This window comes from Vibrio chagasii (assembly GCA_041879415.1).
GTDB lineage: Bacteria > Pseudomonadota > Gammaproteobacteria > Enterobacterales > Vibrionaceae > Vibrio.
Genome location: CP090851.1, coordinates 1,176,062 through 1,192,772 on the forward strand (window position 1 = coordinate 1,176,062; position 16,711 = coordinate 1,192,772).

At 43.1% G+C, this 16,711-nt stretch carries 10 protein-coding genes; 9 read left to right on the forward strand and 1 reads right to left on the reverse strand.

Going from position 1 to position 16,711, the window contains the following annotated elements:
* Positions 1-24 precede the first annotated feature (24 nt).
* Positions 25-1,821, reverse strand: coding sequence for an ABC transporter ATP-binding protein/permease (locus L0991_05080; GenBank protein ID XGB63442.1), 1,797 nt, complete (start codon positions 1,819-1,821; stop codon positions 25-27).
* Positions 1,822-1,911: 90 nt separating this feature from the next.
* Between L0991_05080 and L0991_05085 the strand changes: the two genes are divergently transcribed.
* From L0991_05085 to L0991_05125, 9 genes are all read left to right on the forward strand, one after another.
* Entirely contained in the window at positions 1,912-2,385 is a 474-nt protein-coding gene (locus L0991_05085) for a GAF domain-containing protein (protein ID XGB63443.1), read from the forward strand.
* Positions 2,386-2,482: 97 nt separating this feature from the next.
* Positions 2,483-3,106: an RNA chaperone ProQ gene (gene proQ, locus L0991_05090; GenBank protein ID XGB63444.1), complete on the forward strand. Its 624-nt coding sequence runs from the start codon at positions 2,483-2,485 to the stop codon at positions 3,104-3,106.
* Positions 3,107-3,123: 17 nt separating this feature from the next.
* Entirely contained in the window at positions 3,124-5,118 is a 1,995-nt protein-coding gene (gene prc, locus L0991_05095) for a carboxy terminal-processing peptidase (protein ID XGB63445.1), read from the forward strand.
* A gap of 259 nt (positions 5,119-5,377) precedes the next feature.
* The gene (locus L0991_05100) at positions 5,378-6,061 is read left to right on the forward strand and encodes a hypothetical protein (GenBank protein XGB63446.1); all 684 of its coding nucleotides are present in this window, start codon (positions 5,378-5,380) and stop codon (positions 6,059-6,061) included.
* A 218-nt stretch (positions 6,062-6,279) separates the two neighbouring features.
* Positions 6,280-8,886, forward strand: coding sequence for an aminopeptidase N (gene pepN / locus L0991_05105; GenBank protein ID XGB63447.1), 2,607 nt, complete (start codon positions 6,280-6,282; stop codon positions 8,884-8,886).
* A gap of 221 nt (positions 8,887-9,107) precedes the next feature.
* Positions 9,108-9,326, forward strand: coding sequence for a DUF2835 domain-containing protein (locus tag L0991_05110; GenBank protein ID XGB63448.1), 219 nt, complete (start codon positions 9,108-9,110; stop codon positions 9,324-9,326).
* A gap of 228 nt (positions 9,327-9,554) precedes the next feature.
* Entirely contained in the window at positions 9,555-14,396 is a 4,842-nt protein-coding gene (locus tag L0991_05115; protein XGB63449.1) for an NAD-glutamate dehydrogenase, read from the forward strand.
* A gap of 299 nt (positions 14,397-14,695) precedes the next feature.
* A complete protein-coding gene (gene pyrD, locus L0991_05120; protein XGB63450.1) occupies positions 14,696-15,706 on the forward strand; it encodes a quinone-dependent dihydroorotate dehydrogenase in 1,011 nt (336 codons plus the stop codon).
* A gap of 220 nt (positions 15,707-15,926) precedes the next feature.
* On the forward strand, positions 15,927-16,478 hold the full coding sequence (locus tag L0991_05125; protein ID XGB63451.1) for a cell division protein ZapC: 552 nt from the start codon (positions 15,927-15,929) through the stop codon (positions 16,476-16,478).
* The last annotated feature ends 233 nt before the right edge of the window (positions 16,479-16,711 follow it).

The following is a 16,711-nucleotide window of genomic DNA, read 5'->3' on the forward strand; positions in this document are numbered from 1 at the left end:
TGTATGTGGCTAGGACAATAACTATCAGGCGTGCGATTGCACACTGCCATAGAGTGTTTGATAAAGTCCTTGTTGTTCAACCAGTTCACCATGTGTTCCCGTCTGTGTGACTTGTCCATCTTCTAAAACATAGATTAGATCGGCTTGTTTCACCGCTGATAAGCGATGAGCCACGATTAAAGTTGTGCGGTCTTTCAAAAACTCACTCAACGCTTTATGCAGTGCAGACTCTGTTGCCGTATCTAATGCTGATGTTGCTTCATCAAGAATAACAAACTTAGGATTGCTCAGCACCATACGAGCAATGGCTAGACGTTGTCGTTGACCACCTGAAAGGCGAACACCGTTCCTACCAATTTGAGTATCTAAGCCGTTACTCAACTGCTTGATCACGTCTTGCATTTGAGAGACTTCAAGCGCGCGCCACAACGACATTTCATCGTAGTCAGCACCAAGGGTCAGATTATGCCTTAATGTATCGTTGAAGAGTATAGGTTGTTGTAAAACAACAGCAATTTGATTGCGTATAATATCAAAACTGATGTCATCGGTGGTTTCACCGTTGTAGCGAATACATCCAGAGTCTGCTTGATAAACCCCAATCAGCAATTGGATTAGCGTGGATTTGCCGCCACCACTAGCCCCAACCAATGCCACTTTTTTACCAGCAGGTATGTGCAGCGAGAGGTTATTTAAAACAGTGTTTTCTAATGTGTAAGAGAATGTAACGTTATCAATGTCGACTGTCACTTCTTCATCATCACTGAACGGGTTCACTTTGCTGACTGGGCGCTTCTCTTCTTCTAGTTGTAGAAGGTCATTTATACGTTGCAGCGCTGCTTTAGCGCTATACCAAGAGAATTGAATACCGAGCAGCTCTTGTACCGGGCCTAACATAAACCACAGGTAGCCGAATACAGCAAAAATTTGACCAATGGTTAAGTCACTGAATAGCACCATTAGCATGGCTACCGCGCGAAACAGTTCAAAACCTAGTAAGAAGAGCAGAAAAGAAACTCGACCAGCGGCTTCTGATTGCCATGCATATTTGTCAGCATCGATTCTTACTTGGTTCGCTTGAACTTTGAGTTCATCAAGGAAAATACGTTCTTTGTTAGCTGCACGCAGTTGATAGATGCCGTCTAGTGTTTCAACTAATCGGTTTTGAAAACGTTCAAACGATTGGTTCTCGTGTTTCTTTAAGTGCTTAACTTTACTACCTAGTTTACGTGAGAAGTAAATGACAACAGGATTGACCAGTAGAATGAACAGGCCTAAACGCCACTCTAACCACAATAGAACGATCGCTGTGCCGAACACAGTTAAAAAGCTGATTAGGAATTTAGACAGTGTTGAACCAATAAACTTATCGATGGTCTCTATGTCTGTGATCAAGTGAGCATTGATGCCACCACTGCCTTTTGTCTCGTACTGCCTGATGCTGATACGACCAAGTTTGTCGATCATCTTGCTGCGCATCTTATAAGTGATGGTTTTAGAGACTAGAGTGAACTGACGTCCTTGAAGGATATTAAGCCCTTGGCTGACAGTGCGCATCAAAATGACAAGTAAAAGAGTCAACGCAATATAGCCAGTAGGCGTTTGCATTGAGGTTGGCAGCAGATGGTTCATCATCTCAAGCCCAGATGCTGGCTTGTCGAGAAGTACCTCATCCACCATAAGTGGCATGAGCAGCGGGATAGGGACACTGATTAGTGTCGCGAGCACCGCGATGATGTTGGCAAACACCAGTTTGGACTTGTGTTTTTTTACTTGAGTTATCAGCCAAGAACGGCTAATAGTGTCATCTGAATTGGTCATTTTAATGAGAATAAGTCCTATTTAGGTGGGTGGTCGCATTCTACTGTGTTCTCTTAATAATGGAAGTCACAATTTAATTGGAAGTTAATAATGAAAATAGAACATTACCATCGCTTAACCAAACAAGCCGTTGCATTAATCGAATCAGAAACCGATATGATCGCAAATTTGTCAAATATCAGTGCATTACTGTCGATGGAACTTGACGATCTTAACTGGGCAGGCTTTTACTTAATGAAGGGCGATGAATTGGTTCTTGGTCCATTTCAAGGTAAACCTGCATGTGTACGTATCCCTGTTGGCCGTGGTGTATGTGGTACTGCAGTGGCAACGAACTCTGTTCAACGTATATACGACGTGCATGAGTTTGAGGGTCACATTGCTTGTGACGCTGCAAGTAACTCCGAAATCGTGATTCCGTTTTCGATTGATGGAAAAGTAGCGGGTGTACTTGACATCGATAGCCCAAATGTTGGTCGATTTAGCGAAATTGACGAGGAAGGACTGACGTTTTTCATGGCTGAAGTGGAAAAGCTGCTTAATTCGCACGCGAACAAGGCATAAATTATTCTCTTACTGTGGTTTTTCCCAAGCATCTCTCTATAATACGTAAAAATATTTTCTTAATGCTCGCGGAAAACCGCAAAAACCAGGAACCCACATGGAAAACACTGAAAAGTTAAAAAACAGCAAAGAAGTTATCGCATATATTGCTGAATGTTTCCCTAAATGCTTTACTTTAGAAGGTGAAGCGAAGCCACTTAAAATTGGTATTTTTCAAGATCTTGCTGAACGTCTAAATGAAGACGAAAAAGTAAGTAAGACTCAGCTTCGTGCAGCGTTAAGACAGTACACATCATCATGGCGTTACCTGCACGGCGTAAAAGCTGGTGCAGAGCGTGTTGACCTAGACGGCAACGCGTGTGGCACACTAGAAGAAGAGCACGTTGAGCACGCTAAAGCTACACTTGCAGAAAGCAAAGCTAAAGTTCAAGCTCGTCGTAAAGAGCAAGCACAAAAAGCTCGTGAAGAAGGCAAAGCGAAACCTAAGGCGAAGAAAGCTCCACAGCCTCGTCGCCAAGCGCCTAAAGCACCAAAAGTAGAAAAGCCTGTAGAAACACGCGCTTTGAACGCTGACGAATTCATCGCTGGCAAAGAAGTAAATGTGAACATGGGTAAAGGAAACATGGCTGCGACCATTGTTGAAATCAATAAGGAAGATGTACGTGTTCAGTTAGCAAACGGCCTACAAATGGTTGTTAAAGCGGAGCACTTGCGCGCTTAAAGGAGATACTCCTACGCATGAAATGCCGTTCAAAATTGACACTGATTGCTGCTAGCTTTTTGCTAGCAGCTTCAGCTCAGGCTCTTGAAGCCAAATTAGATCAGGACGATTTACCTCTACTCGCTCCTGAGGTCCAACACGAAACTGCTAGTAAACGTGTTACTTCTCGATTTACTCGTTCCCACTATAAACACTTCAATCTCAACGACGATTTTTCTCAAGCTATCTTTAATCGTTACTTAGAGATGCTGGATTACAATCGTAATATCTTCACTCAAGCTGATATTGACTCTTTCTCTGCGGCATCTAAACAAATTGATGACCAGTTAAAAGCAGGCAACAACCAGATTGCTTTCGATGTTTACAATTTGTCTATGCAGAAGCGTTTTGAACGTTTTCAGTATGCACTGTCTTTGCTCGATAACGAGATCAAGTTCGATACCGATGAAACTATTGAACTGAATCGCAGTGAGGCTGCGTGGCCGAAAGATATCGCTGAAGTGAATGAGCTTTGGAGAAAACGCGTTAAATATGATGCGTTGAATCTAAAGTTGACTGGTAAAGAGTGGCCAGAAATTCAAGAAGTTTTGGAAAAGCGTTACAACAATGCGATGAAGCGTATCACGCAATCGCATAACGAAGATGCTTTCCAGATCTACATGAACGCATTTGCGCGAGAGGTTGACCCTCATACTAGTTATCTTTCTCCTAGAAATGCAGAGCAATTCCAATCTGAGATGAACCTATCTTTGGAAGGGATTGGTGCTGTGCTTCAAATGACAGACGACTACACCGTTATTCGTTCTTTAGTTGCTGGTGGACCGGCTTCTAACAGTAAACAGTTGAGTGATGGCGACCGCATTGTTGGTGTTGGTCAAGATGGCGAAGAGATTGTTGATGTTATCGGCTGGCGCTTAGATGATGTAGTACAACTTATCAAAGGCCCGAAAGGGACCAAAGTTAAGCTGCAGATCTTGCCAGATGGTAAAGATGCAAAAAGTCACGTTGTCACAATTGTCCGTGACAAGATTCGTCTAGAAGACCGCGCTGTTAAATCAGAAGTTATCGAGAAAGACGGTAAGAAGATTGGTGTGCTAGAAGTACCAAGCTTCTACGTTGGTCTTTCGAAAGATACCGACAAGTTGATCACTGAGCTTAAAGAGCAAGGTGTTGAAGGTATTATTGTCGATCTTCGAAACAATGGCGGCGGTGCATTGACCGAAGCAACGGAACTCTCTGGTCTATTTATCAAAGAGGGACCTGTTGTCCAAGTTCGTGACAGCTATGGTCGTGTCAAAGTGAACAGTGATACCGATGGTAAGATTAGCTACCAAGGACCGCTAACGGTTTTAGTTAATCGCTACAGTGCATCGGCATCTGAGATCTTTGCTGCAGCAATGCAAGATTACGGTCGAGCGATTATTCTAGGTGAAAACTCTTTTGGTAAAGGAACGGTACAACAGCACCGCTCTTTGAATCATATTTATGATTTATTCGATAAAGAGTTGGGCTATGTTCAGTACACAATCCAGAAATTCTACCGTATCAACGGTGGCAGTACGCAAAACAAAGGGGTAGTCCCTGATATTGCTTACCCAACGCCGATCGATCCAGCAGATACTGGTGAAAGTGTTGAAGATAATGCACTACCTTGGGATAGTATCGACAAAGCGAAATACTCAGTGTTACAACGTAACGATAAGCAGATAGCTGCGTTAACGGCTAAACACCGAGCTCGTATCGCGACAGACATGGAATTTGGCTTTATCGCGCAAGATATTGAAAAATATAAGGCAGATAAAGACGACAACGAACTTTCTTTGAATGAAAAAGTTCGCCAACAAGAGAGTGACGATGCGGAAGCACTTCGTTTAGGACGTATCAATCAACGTCAAAAAGCTGCTGATTTAGAGCTGTTTAAAACGTTGGATGATGTTCCTAACGATTATGAAGCGCCAGACGCTTATCTTGATGAGTCGGTTGCAATCATGCTAGATATGATCAACAAATAGGTTTATTACCTGTTGAAACTAAAAAGCGAGCTTAGGCTCGCTTTTTTTGTATCTATTCGGTCTGATGTGACTCTATCTAATTGTTTATTTTGGCTTTTATTGAAAATTAGCGAGGGAGTTCCCCGTGAGCTTTCTAGATTTTCGTTTGGTTAATAATGACATTTAAGTTACTTCGCATTTAAAATTTAGTGACTTGGATCATATTTTTTCGCTTTCTATTCATTACGTGCCTAAGCTTAAAGAAAACGAGGGGACGCTTATGAAATGGATTCTATTATTTTTATCTTGTTTAAGTTTCGCTGCTTTTGGGAGCGAAGCTGCTTCTAATGGTCAACAATCAAAAAGCGATAGTAATCTATCCCACTTTGACCTTCCTCTGTTGCTTGGTGATTGGTATTTAATGAACCCAGATCCAGAGCAAGGCACTGAAAACTTTAGAGCAATCAAGCTGACTCTCGATTCAAATTACTCATTTACGATTGATATCCAGAAAAAAGACTACAGTGTCGATCATTGGGAAGGTTTATATAATGCTAATGAAGATACGATCATCCTGGGGTTGAATACATCTGAGCCGCAAGTCTACTCATATAGTAGTAATCACAATATGCTGAATCTCAATGGCGTGATGTTTACCAAAGCATTACCTAACGCACTGGCGGGGATTTGGTCGAGTGCGGAGTTGTCCGGCAGTGACTTAAGAGCGAGCAATATTCAAAAGATGGATTTGGTCCTTCAGCCTGACTTTATATTCATGTTCCGTGTCTCTGATGATGCGGGCAGCGAAGTAGTTCGTCGCGGTGTCTACTACACGGAAGGGGATCAACTGGTCCTGCTTTACGAAGATGGTGAACATGGTACTCGTTACACGCTAAACAGTGATGTATTAACGCTCCAAGGTGAGGAGGGAGACATGTTTGCGGTGCTGAACCGTATCCGCTAAATGTCGATGTGGTCTCTGAAATCCAAGCTTGTTGATAATATGGTTCTCAGGTCATTTATTAGGCGTTCCTATCTGATTTGACTGATAACATAGCAAAACATGGAGGCATTTTTTAACAATGCCTCCTTTTTTCAATATTCCCCTTGTGTTCTCGGCGCTCAACCTTTAGATATATACAGTTAAAAATAATTACGTATAACGATCAAAAGGAACTCGTCATGGCACATACACCTCAAGCCAAGTATCGTAAAGACTATCAATCACCATCTCACACTATTGCTGAAATCGATCTCACCTTCGATTTGTACGATTCAGCATCCATCATCACAGCGGTTTCTAGTGTTAAGCAAGAGAAAGGCAGCTCGACATTAGTATTGGATGGAGAAGGCTTGAAGTTGGTTTCTGTTTTGGTCGATGGTCAAGAGTGGTCGCAATACGAACAGTCTGAAACTCAACTTACGTTAAACGAACTTCCAAAAGAATTTACGCTAACTGTCGTTACTGAAGTTAACCCTGAAGGGAACACGGCACTAGAAGGCCTTTATAAATCAGGCGGCGCGTTCTGTACTCAGTGTGAAGCTGAAGGTTTCCGTCGTATCACTTACTACATGGATCGCCCTGATGTACTGGCAAAGTTCACGACTACCGTTATCGCGGACAAAGCAGAAAACCCATTCTTATTAAGTAATGGTAACCGTGTTGATGAAGGTGAGGCAGAAAATGGTCGTCACTGGGTTAAATGGCAAGACCCGCACCCGAAACCAGCATACCTGTTTGCACTAGTAGCTGGTGACTTCGATGTACTTCGCGATGCCTACACCACGCAATCTGGCCGCAAAGTCGACCTAGAAATCTTCGTTGATAAAGGCAACCTAGACCGTGCAAACCATGCAATGGTGTCTTTGATTAATTCAATGAAGTGGGATGAAGAGCGCTTTAACTTAGAGTACGACCTTGATATCTACATGATCGTAGCGGTTGATTTCTTCAACATGGGTGCGATGGAGAACAAGGGTCTCAACGTATTCAACTCTAAGTTTGTTTTAGCGAATGACCAAACAGCAACGGATACCGATTACTTAGGTATTGAAGCGGTAATTGGTCACGAATATTTCCACAACTGGACTGGTAACCGAGTGACTTGTCGTGATTGGTTCCAATTGAGCCTGAAAGAAGGCTTAACGGTATTCCGCGACCAAGAGTTCTCTTCAGATCTTGGTTCTCGTGCAGTAAACCGTATCAACAACGTACGTATTATCCGCGGTCCACAATTTGCAGAAGATGCGAGCCCAATGTCTCACCCAATTCGACCAGAAAAAGTGATAGAAATGAATAACTTCTACACTCTGACAGTGTATGAAAAGGGCAGCGAAGTGATTCGTATGATTCATACATTACTGGGCGAAGAAGGCTTCCAAAAAGGTATGAAGCTTTACTTCGAACGCCACGATGGTACAGCAGCAACGTGTGAAGATTTCGTAGCCGCAATGGAAGATGCATCGGGCGTTGATCTGTCTCAGTTCCGTTTATGGTACAGCCAATCTGGTACACCGACGCTGTCTGTTGAAAGCCATTATGACGCAGAGAAAAAACAGTACACACTAAAAACTCGCCAGGTAACCGCGCCAACGCATGAGCAAGCTGAAAAGCAAGCCCTGCATATTCCTCTAGACATCGAACTATACACAGCGACAGGTGATGTGATTGAGTTACAATGTAACGGTAAGCCTGTTCACAATGTGTTAGATGTGAAAGAAGCTGAACAGACTTTTGTGTTCGAGAACGTAAGCGAGAAACCAGTGCCATCATTGCTTCGTGAATTCTCTGCACCAGTAAAACTTGAATACGACTATTCAGATGAAGAGCTTATTTTCTTAATGGTGAATGCGCGCAATGAGTTTTCTCGCTGGGATGCGGGTCAAATGCTATTGGCTAAATACATTCGCAGTAATGTTGAGAACGTTCAACAAGGTCAGAAGTTTGAGTTATCAGCATCTGTTGTTGATGCATTCCGCGGCGTACTATTGAGTGACTCGCTAGAACCGGCATTCATCGCAGAAATGCTTTCACTACCAAGCCACAATGAAGTGTCAGGGTGGTATGAGCGTGTTGATATTGATGCTGTCGCGTCAGTGCTTAACTCGATGAAGGTGACGCTAGCAGCAGAGCTTGCAGATGAGTTGGCTGCGGTTTATCACAGCCATGCGCTAACGGACTATACAATTGATCACGACTCAATTGGTAAGCGTACTCTGCGTAAAGTTTGTCTAAGCTACTTAGCTCATACAGAGCAGGGTAACGACTTGGTTGTTGAGATGTATAAAACAGCAAACAACATGACTGACACGATGGCTGCAATGGGCGCCGCTAACAGTGCAAAATTGCCTTGTCGTGAAAGCTTGATGTCAGATTACAGCGACAAGTGGAAGCATGATGGTCTTGTTATGGATAAATGGTTTGCGCTGCAAGGTACCAACCCAAGTTCAAATGCACTTGAAGTAATCAAAGAGTCTATGTCACATCAGGCATTCAGCTTGAAGAACCCTAACCGTACGCGTAATTTAGTCGGTTCATTCTTCAACATGAACCCAGTTCAATTCCATGATAAATCGGGACAGGGTTATGCATTTGCTGGTGAGATCTTGCGTGAACTAAACAGCAGTAACCCGCAAGTTGCTTCGCGTCTGATTGATCCACTGCTTAAGTTCCGTAAGTATGATAACGAGCGTCAAGCACTTATCAAAACAGAGCTTGAGACGCTGAAGAACATGGATAATCTTGCAAAAGACCTGTTTGAGAAAGTAACAAAAGCACTAGAAGCTTAAGTGAAGAACTCAATAGTGTAAGCAGCTTGCTAAGAAGCGGTTTACTCATATAGAAAATTCATCAGTGGTAGAGAGTATCTACCACTGATTTTTTGTTTATGGGGGATCGACATTTAGGTAAGCTAAAGTTAACTCCCAAGCTTTTCAGACCGAACGTTTTTACAGTTAGACATCGTTAAGTGCCAAATAACACTGGTACTGTACATTTATACAGGTATCGTATGAATCACTATATTTTCCAACTTAACATCTCATATCAGCAGTTTCTGGCCAGTTATTCGGGTGCGGCAAGTCAAGTTCAAGTAATAACAACAACAGGATTGCGCATACAGTTACCTGCAACTCGATTCAGACCTTTTCTTACACAAATAGGGGTTAGAGGGCAATTTAGGCTGACAACTGACCAAAAAAATAAGTTTATCAAGTTGGAAGCTCTGTAAAGCTTGGCATGCCTAGTGAGTTAAAAGGAATCTTAATCACATAATCAAACATTTCACCTCCTACCACAGTTAAAACAATTAACCATTTTTCAATAATGCTTTTACAATAAATGAATGCATTACCTTTGCTTAACTCGTTAGTAGACAAGCGCTCAACGGCGTAATTCAAACACCAGATTAAGTGATCCCCCTAATAATAAAATATAATTCTAATTGTGGAGTGTGACTATGACCGCACGTGAAACTGTGGTTCCAGTTTTACTTGAAAAAGTTTACAAGCTGATTCAAGACAAACTTGACCTTGCTCATCGACCTCTCGTAACTCAACTTGCTCAACACTTGTTTAGTAACGTTTCTCACGACGATCTGACTCAGAGAAACGAATCCGATTTATATGGTGCTGTAGTTAGCTTATGGCACCACATCAACGAAAAGAAAGCCGACGAAATCTCGGTACGCGTTTTCAACCCGACGGTAAGTCGTCAAGGTTGGCAGTCTACTCACACTATCGTTGAGATCGTGGTACCAGACAGCCCATTCCTTGTCGATTCTGTAAAAATGGCACTTACTCGTCTAGACCTTTCTTCTCACCTTATGTTGCACAACCCAACACAAATCTCTCGTTCTGATTCAGGAAGTGTAGTGGGTGTGAGCAGTGGCGAGGGTGTTTTCCAATCTCTATTCCATATTGAGGTTGACCGTTTGAGCAGCAAAGCTGAAATGACGGCATTGAAAACAGAACTTCTAGACATTTTCACCGATACAAGCTTAGTGGTTAACGACTGGCTTAAAATGGTTGAAAGACTGAAAGAAGTAACAGATCAGGTTGAGCAGCAGAAAGACAGCATTCCAGTAGACGGCCAACGTTTCGATGAGACGTTGGCGTTTCTTCGTTGGTTAGGTGAACACAACTTTACATTCATGGGTTATAAGGAATATGACCTAGTTTCAGTTAATGGCGATACTGAGCTGCAACCGACCAAGGAGCAAGGTCTTGGTTTGTTTGCGAATTCAGATCGTGTACGTAACGTTAAGTTGTCTGAATTTTCTGACTCTGCACGTCTAGAAGCGAAAAAACCATACGTACTTATCGTAACCAAGGGCAACACGGCTTCACGCATTCACCGCCCAGCTTATAATGATTACATCGGTATTAAGAAGTTTGATAAGAACGGTAAGGTTATTGGTGAGCATCGCTTTACTGGCCTTTACACCTCTGCGGTTTATAACCAAACCGTTGAAACGATTCCTCTGGTTCGTGAGAAAGTAGAACGAATCTTGGATGCAAGTGGTTACCGTGAGGGTTCATACTCATACAAAGCACTGCACAATATCCTTGAAAACTACCCACGTGATGAACTACTTCAAGCTCGAGAAGAAGAGTTACTTGAAGTAGGTACCGGTGTAGTACAAATGCAAGATCGTGATCTTCTGCGTTTGTTTGTACGCAAAGACCCGTTTGGCCGTTTCTTTAGCTGTATGGTTTACGTAACAAAAGATCGTTACAACACCGAGCTTCGTCGCCAAACTCAGCGCATCTTGAAGCAATACTTTGGCTGTGAAGAAGAAGTTGAATTTACAACGTATTTCTCTGAAAGCCCTCTGGCAAGAACACACTATATTGTTCGTGTTGATAACAACAACATGGATGTGGACGTGAAAACAATCGAGCAAAATTTAATGGAAGTATCGTCTACGTGGGATGACCGCTTATCTGAATCAATCATTGCAAACTTTGGTGAGAGCAAAGGTCTTCCATTGTCGAAAGAGTACATGCGTGCATTCCCACGTTCGTACAAAGAAGACATGATGCCAGGTTCTGCTGTTGCAGATATCGAGCGTTTAGAAGCACTAAGTGAAGATAATAAACTTGGTATGCTTTTCTACCGTCCTCAGGAAGAAGCGGCAGACTCGAAAGCAGTGCGCTTAAAACTGTTCTACCACAGTGCAGAGCCAATTCACCTTTCTGATGTGATGCCAATGCTTGAAAACTTTGGCTTGCGCGTTATTGGTGAATCACCATACGAAGTTCGTAAGACTAACGGTACTACTTATTGGATCTTAGATTTCTCTATGCTTCATAAGAGTGACCAAACGATTGATCTTCGTGAAGCTCGCGATCTTTTCCAACAAGCATTTGCAGCAATCTGGGCTGGTGAATTAGATAGCGATGGCTTTAACCGTTTGGTACTTGGTGCGGGTCTATCTGGTCGTGAAATCTCAATTTTACGTGCTTATGCTCGTTACATGCGTCAAGTGGGTTTCCCATTCAGTCAACAATACATTGAAGACACCTTGTCTCATTACCCAGATTTAGCTAAAGGTCTAGTCAGCTTATTTGGTAAGCGTTTTGATCCGAAACTGAAGGGTAGCGCGAAGGGGCAACAAGATCTTATCAAGAAGATCACTGAGCAACTCGATCATGTAGAAAGCTTGGATGATGATCGTATCATTCGTCGCTACATGGAGATGATCACTGCAACGCTTCGCACTAACTACTACCAAGTAGACGAGAACAAGCAAGCTAAACCTTGGTTGGCTCTGAAAATGAGACCAAGCGAAATTCCAGATATCCCGGCTCCAGTGCCTGCATTTGAGATCTTCGTATACGCACCAGATATTGAAGGTGTTCACCTACGTGGCGGTAAAGTGGCTCGTGGTGGTCTACGTTGGTCTGACCGTCAAGAAGATTTCCGTACCGAGATTCTGGGCCTAGTTAAAGCACAACAAGTTAAGAACACTGTAATTGTACCTGTAGGTGCAAAAGGTGGTTTCGTTTGTAAACGTCAGCACACTATGTCTGGCCGTGACGAGATCTTTGCTGAAGGGCAACGTTGTTACAAGCGCTTCATCCGTGCACTACTGGACGTATCAGACAACATCATTGAAGGTGAGGTTATCCCACCTAAGAACGTTGTTCGTCATGATGAAGATGACCCGTACTTGGTTGTTGCAGCCGATAAAGGTACAGCAACGTTCTCTGACTTAGCGAACTCAGTATCTGAAGAGTACAACTTCTGGTTAGGTGATGCGTTTGCTTCGGGTGGCTCTAACGGCTACGACCACAAAGCGATGGGTATCACAGCAAAAGGTGGTTGGGAATCGGTTAAGCGTCACTTCCGTGAAATGGGTATTAACTGCCAGACTACAGACTTCACTGCTATCGGTGTTGGTGATATGGCGGGTGACGTATTTGGTAACGGTATGCTGCTATCTAAGCACATCCGTCTACAAGCGGCATTTAACCACATGCACATCTTCATTGATCCGAATCCAGATTCAGCATCAAGCTGGGTAGAGCGTGATCGTTTGTTCAATCTACCTCGCTCAAGCTGGGAAGATTACAATAAAGAACTGATTTCTCAGGGTGGTGGCATCTTCTCTCGTCGAGCGAAGTCTATCTCTCTAACACCTGAAATTCAGAAAATGCTGGGTACCAAGAAAGCATCAATGGCGCCAAATGATTTGATCAAAGCGATCTTGTCGATGGAAGTTGATCTACTGTGGAATGGTGGTATCGGTACTTACGTTAAGTCTTCAAGTGAAACTCACACTGATGTTGGCGACCGTGCTAACGACGTGTTGCGTATCAATGGCGGCGATTTGAAAGCAAAAGTTGTTGGTGAAGGCGGTAACTTGGGTATGACTCAATTGGGTCGTATTGAATATGCGCTTACCGGCGGTCGAGTGAACACAGACTTTGTTGATAACGTGGGTGGTGTTGACTGTTCAGATAACGAAGTTAACATTAAGATCTTCTTGAATGGCTTGGTGTCTAATGGTGATCTAACCGTTAAGCAACGTAACCAAGTTCTAGAGTCAATGGAAGATGAAGTTGGTGAGATTGTACTTGATGACGCTTACTGCCAAGCTGAGTCTATTTCGGTAACTGAACACCAAGGCGTGAGCTTAGTTAAAGAGCAAATCCGCTTCATTCACACAATGGAGAAAGCAGGGTATCTGGATCGTGGCCTAGAATACATCCCAGATGACGAAACTCTGTTAGAGCGTGAGAAGCAAGGTCAAGGTCTGACTCGACCAGAGCTATCTGTATTGATCGCTTACGGTAAGATGGTTCTGAAAGAAGATCTTGTGAGCGACGATATTGCGAATGATGAGTTCCATGCCCAACAATTGATGCAATACTTCCCAACTGAGTTACGCCGTAACTACTCTCAACACATGGATAACCATCCACTGCGTGCAGAGATCATTGCTACTGCACTTGCTAACCAAATGGTTAACGAGATGGGTTGTAACTTCATCACTCGTCTGCAAGAAGAGACGGGCGCAAACATCGTCGATATTGCCAATGCTTACGCGGCATCACGTGAAATCTATGGTTTGGGTCAAGTGCTAAAGAGTATCCGTGAATTGGATAATATCTCTAGCTCACAGGCTCAATATGAGTTGCTGTACCATGTACGTCGTACACTGCGCCGTTTGACTCGTTGGTTGCTAAGAAACCGTACTGGCAAGCAATCTGTGAGAGCACTAGTTGAACTTTACCAAGGCGATGTAGTAGCGATTACTGAGAAACTGGATGAAAATCTAGTTGCTGCAGAAGTAGAAGAGCATCAAGCAATGGCGCAAGTATGGATTGAGCAAGGCGTAACCGCTGAATTAGCGAATTCAGTTGCGCGTTTGTCTAGCTTGTACTCAGCACTGGATATATCTACAGTGGCTCGTGAAACGGGTAAAACAGTGCAACAAGCGTCTAAACTTTACTTCAATCTGGGCGACCGTTTGTCTCTGCACTGGTTCTTGAAGCAAATCAATGGTCAAGCAGTCGATAACAACTGGCAAGCATTGGCACGTGCTGCATTCAGAGAAGATCTGGATTGGCAACAACGCCAGCTAACAGGCCAAGTACTTAACTGTGGTTGTGGTTCTGATCTTGATGTGATTAAAGCGCTAGATGAGTGGATGGAAAGCAACTCTGTTTCTCTACACCGCTGGGAAAGCATCCTGAACGAATTCAAAGTGGGTTCTGTTCATGAGTTTGCTAAGTTCTCAGTTGCGTTGCGTGAATTGATGCTACTGAATCTAAACTGTATGTCGAAAGACTAACGATTAGATAGACAGTACTAAAGGGCAGGCCATTTGGTCTGCCTTTTTCGTTTTTGGGTGCGATTGGTTTGAGCTTGGAAAGTGTTAGTCAATTCACGGGGCACTAAAGCGATTCGTTGGAAAGTGAAGTAAAGGTGCTCGATATGCTAAATATACGATAACGTTTGCTTAATAAAGAAGCTCATTCGTTAGCAAACTCGATTATCTTACCCCTACAGACAGTAATAGATTGAATAGTTGGGGAAATAAGTAAATAATATCGCCCCGTTTACACGGGGCTTTTTTCTATCGGAGGCACAATGCTTTACCGTCTAGCCAGAACTGGCTTTTTCCAACTTGATGCCGAAAAGGCACATGATCTCGCAATTCAAAACTTCAAGCGCTTTACTGGCACACCTATTGATCTTTTGTATCGCCAACAATTACCTCACCGACCTGTCGAGTGCATGGGTCTTACTTTCAAAAACCCAGTCGGCCTAGCGGCAGGCCTAGATAAGAACGGCGAATGTATTGATGCATTTGGCGCAATGGGTTTTGGTTTTGTAGAAGTAGGGACTGTTACTCCGCGTCCACAAGCAGGTAACGATAAACCTCGTTTATTCCGTCTTGTTGAAGCTGAAGGTATCATCAACCGAATGGGTTTCAATAACCTAGGTGTAGATAACCTGGTTGAGAATGTTAAGAAGTCAAACTACGATGGCATCTTAGGCATCAACATCGGTAAAAACAAAGACACGCCAATTGAAAAGGGCGCAGAAGACTACTTGATCTGTATGGAGAAGGTATATCAATACGCGGGTTACATTGCGGTAAATATCTCTTCACCAAACACACCAGGGCTACGTTCTCTACAATATGGCGAAGCACTTGATGATTTGTTGTCTGAACTTAAAGCAAAACAAGCGGAACTAGAAGAGAAGCATGGTAAGTATGTTCCTCTAGCTCTTAAGATTGCACCGGATCTAAGTGATGATGAAATCAGCCAAATTTGCGAATCATTGATCAAAAACAAGATCGATGGTGTGATCGCAACAAACACGACTTTGGATCGTTCAATTGTCGAAGGCATGAAACACTGCGACGAAGCGGGTGGCCTAAGTGGACGTCCAGTTCAATCTCGTAGCACTGAAGTAGTTCGTAAACTTCACCAAGAGCTAGGTGACAAACTGCCGATCATCGGGGTAGGTGGTGTTGACTCTTATGTTGCTGCAAAAGAGAAAATGATGGCAGGTGCTCAGCTTGTTCAAGTTTACTCTGGTTTCATCTACAAAGGTCCACGCCTTGTAGCTGACATTGTCAAAAACCTGTAGTTCACCAACTATAGTCGTTATAGAGCACTAATCTAAAAGTATCTATAAACTGACATCGTCTTACTAAAAGAGACACTGTAACTCCCTGAGTTGTAGAGAAAAGCGATAAGAAAGAGGAATTCATTTCCTCTTTTTTTTTGCCTATTGCTCAGTAAAATTACTGCAATTGAAGGTAATTTTGCGTTTTACCTAATGGAATGGTTCAACAGTGTGAGACGAAATGATGCTTAAACCTAGCGATACATGGAGTTGGTATTACGATGAGCAGCAATGTTCATTAATGCTAAACCTCGGAGAGGATATGATTTTCAAAACGAATCTGGTCCGCAATAAGCTGGTGGACTGCGCGTTTCGAGATAATGAATTCACCGTTGATGACGCATCCTCATACCAAACCTTCAAAGAACAAATTTCTGGCTTAGAGCTATCTGAGCCTCGCCAAGCAGAACTAGCGCTTTACTGCGTGGCTGCTAAGCGTTTCCACAAACCTGTACAACCAAAGAGCTGGTTCTTCGCACCTCAAGGCGCAGGCCATGAGTATCCTCAGGAAGGGGATATTGTACAAATGAATAACGAGCATAGCCTTGGTTACTTCATCGTGTTAGAAGTGGGCGAGTGTGCGAGCTTATGTGCATTTGTAGACCTAGAAGAGTTCCTGCTGACTCCTTCAAAGGGATTACGCTTTGGTGACTCGATCAAGGTGATGCACGATAGAATGCTTGATGCTAACGCGATTCTGCATCAATCTCATCATATTGCGATGGTTGGCTAACTCAAATTTAATACATCATTTCGGCCATACGTAGCAGCGAACATCCTCACCAAACCTTCCAAATAATCGGCTTAATAGCCGATTTTTTTGTGCCTAAAAAACCTCACCCTGATAAATGCATCACTCATTAACCATCAAAATAGTGAAGTTAAGACGATTTTTTTTACGTTAATTTCACCTTGTTTACTTCCCCAAAAGTGTAATTTACCCATATTTATTCCCTGTTTTTGTTC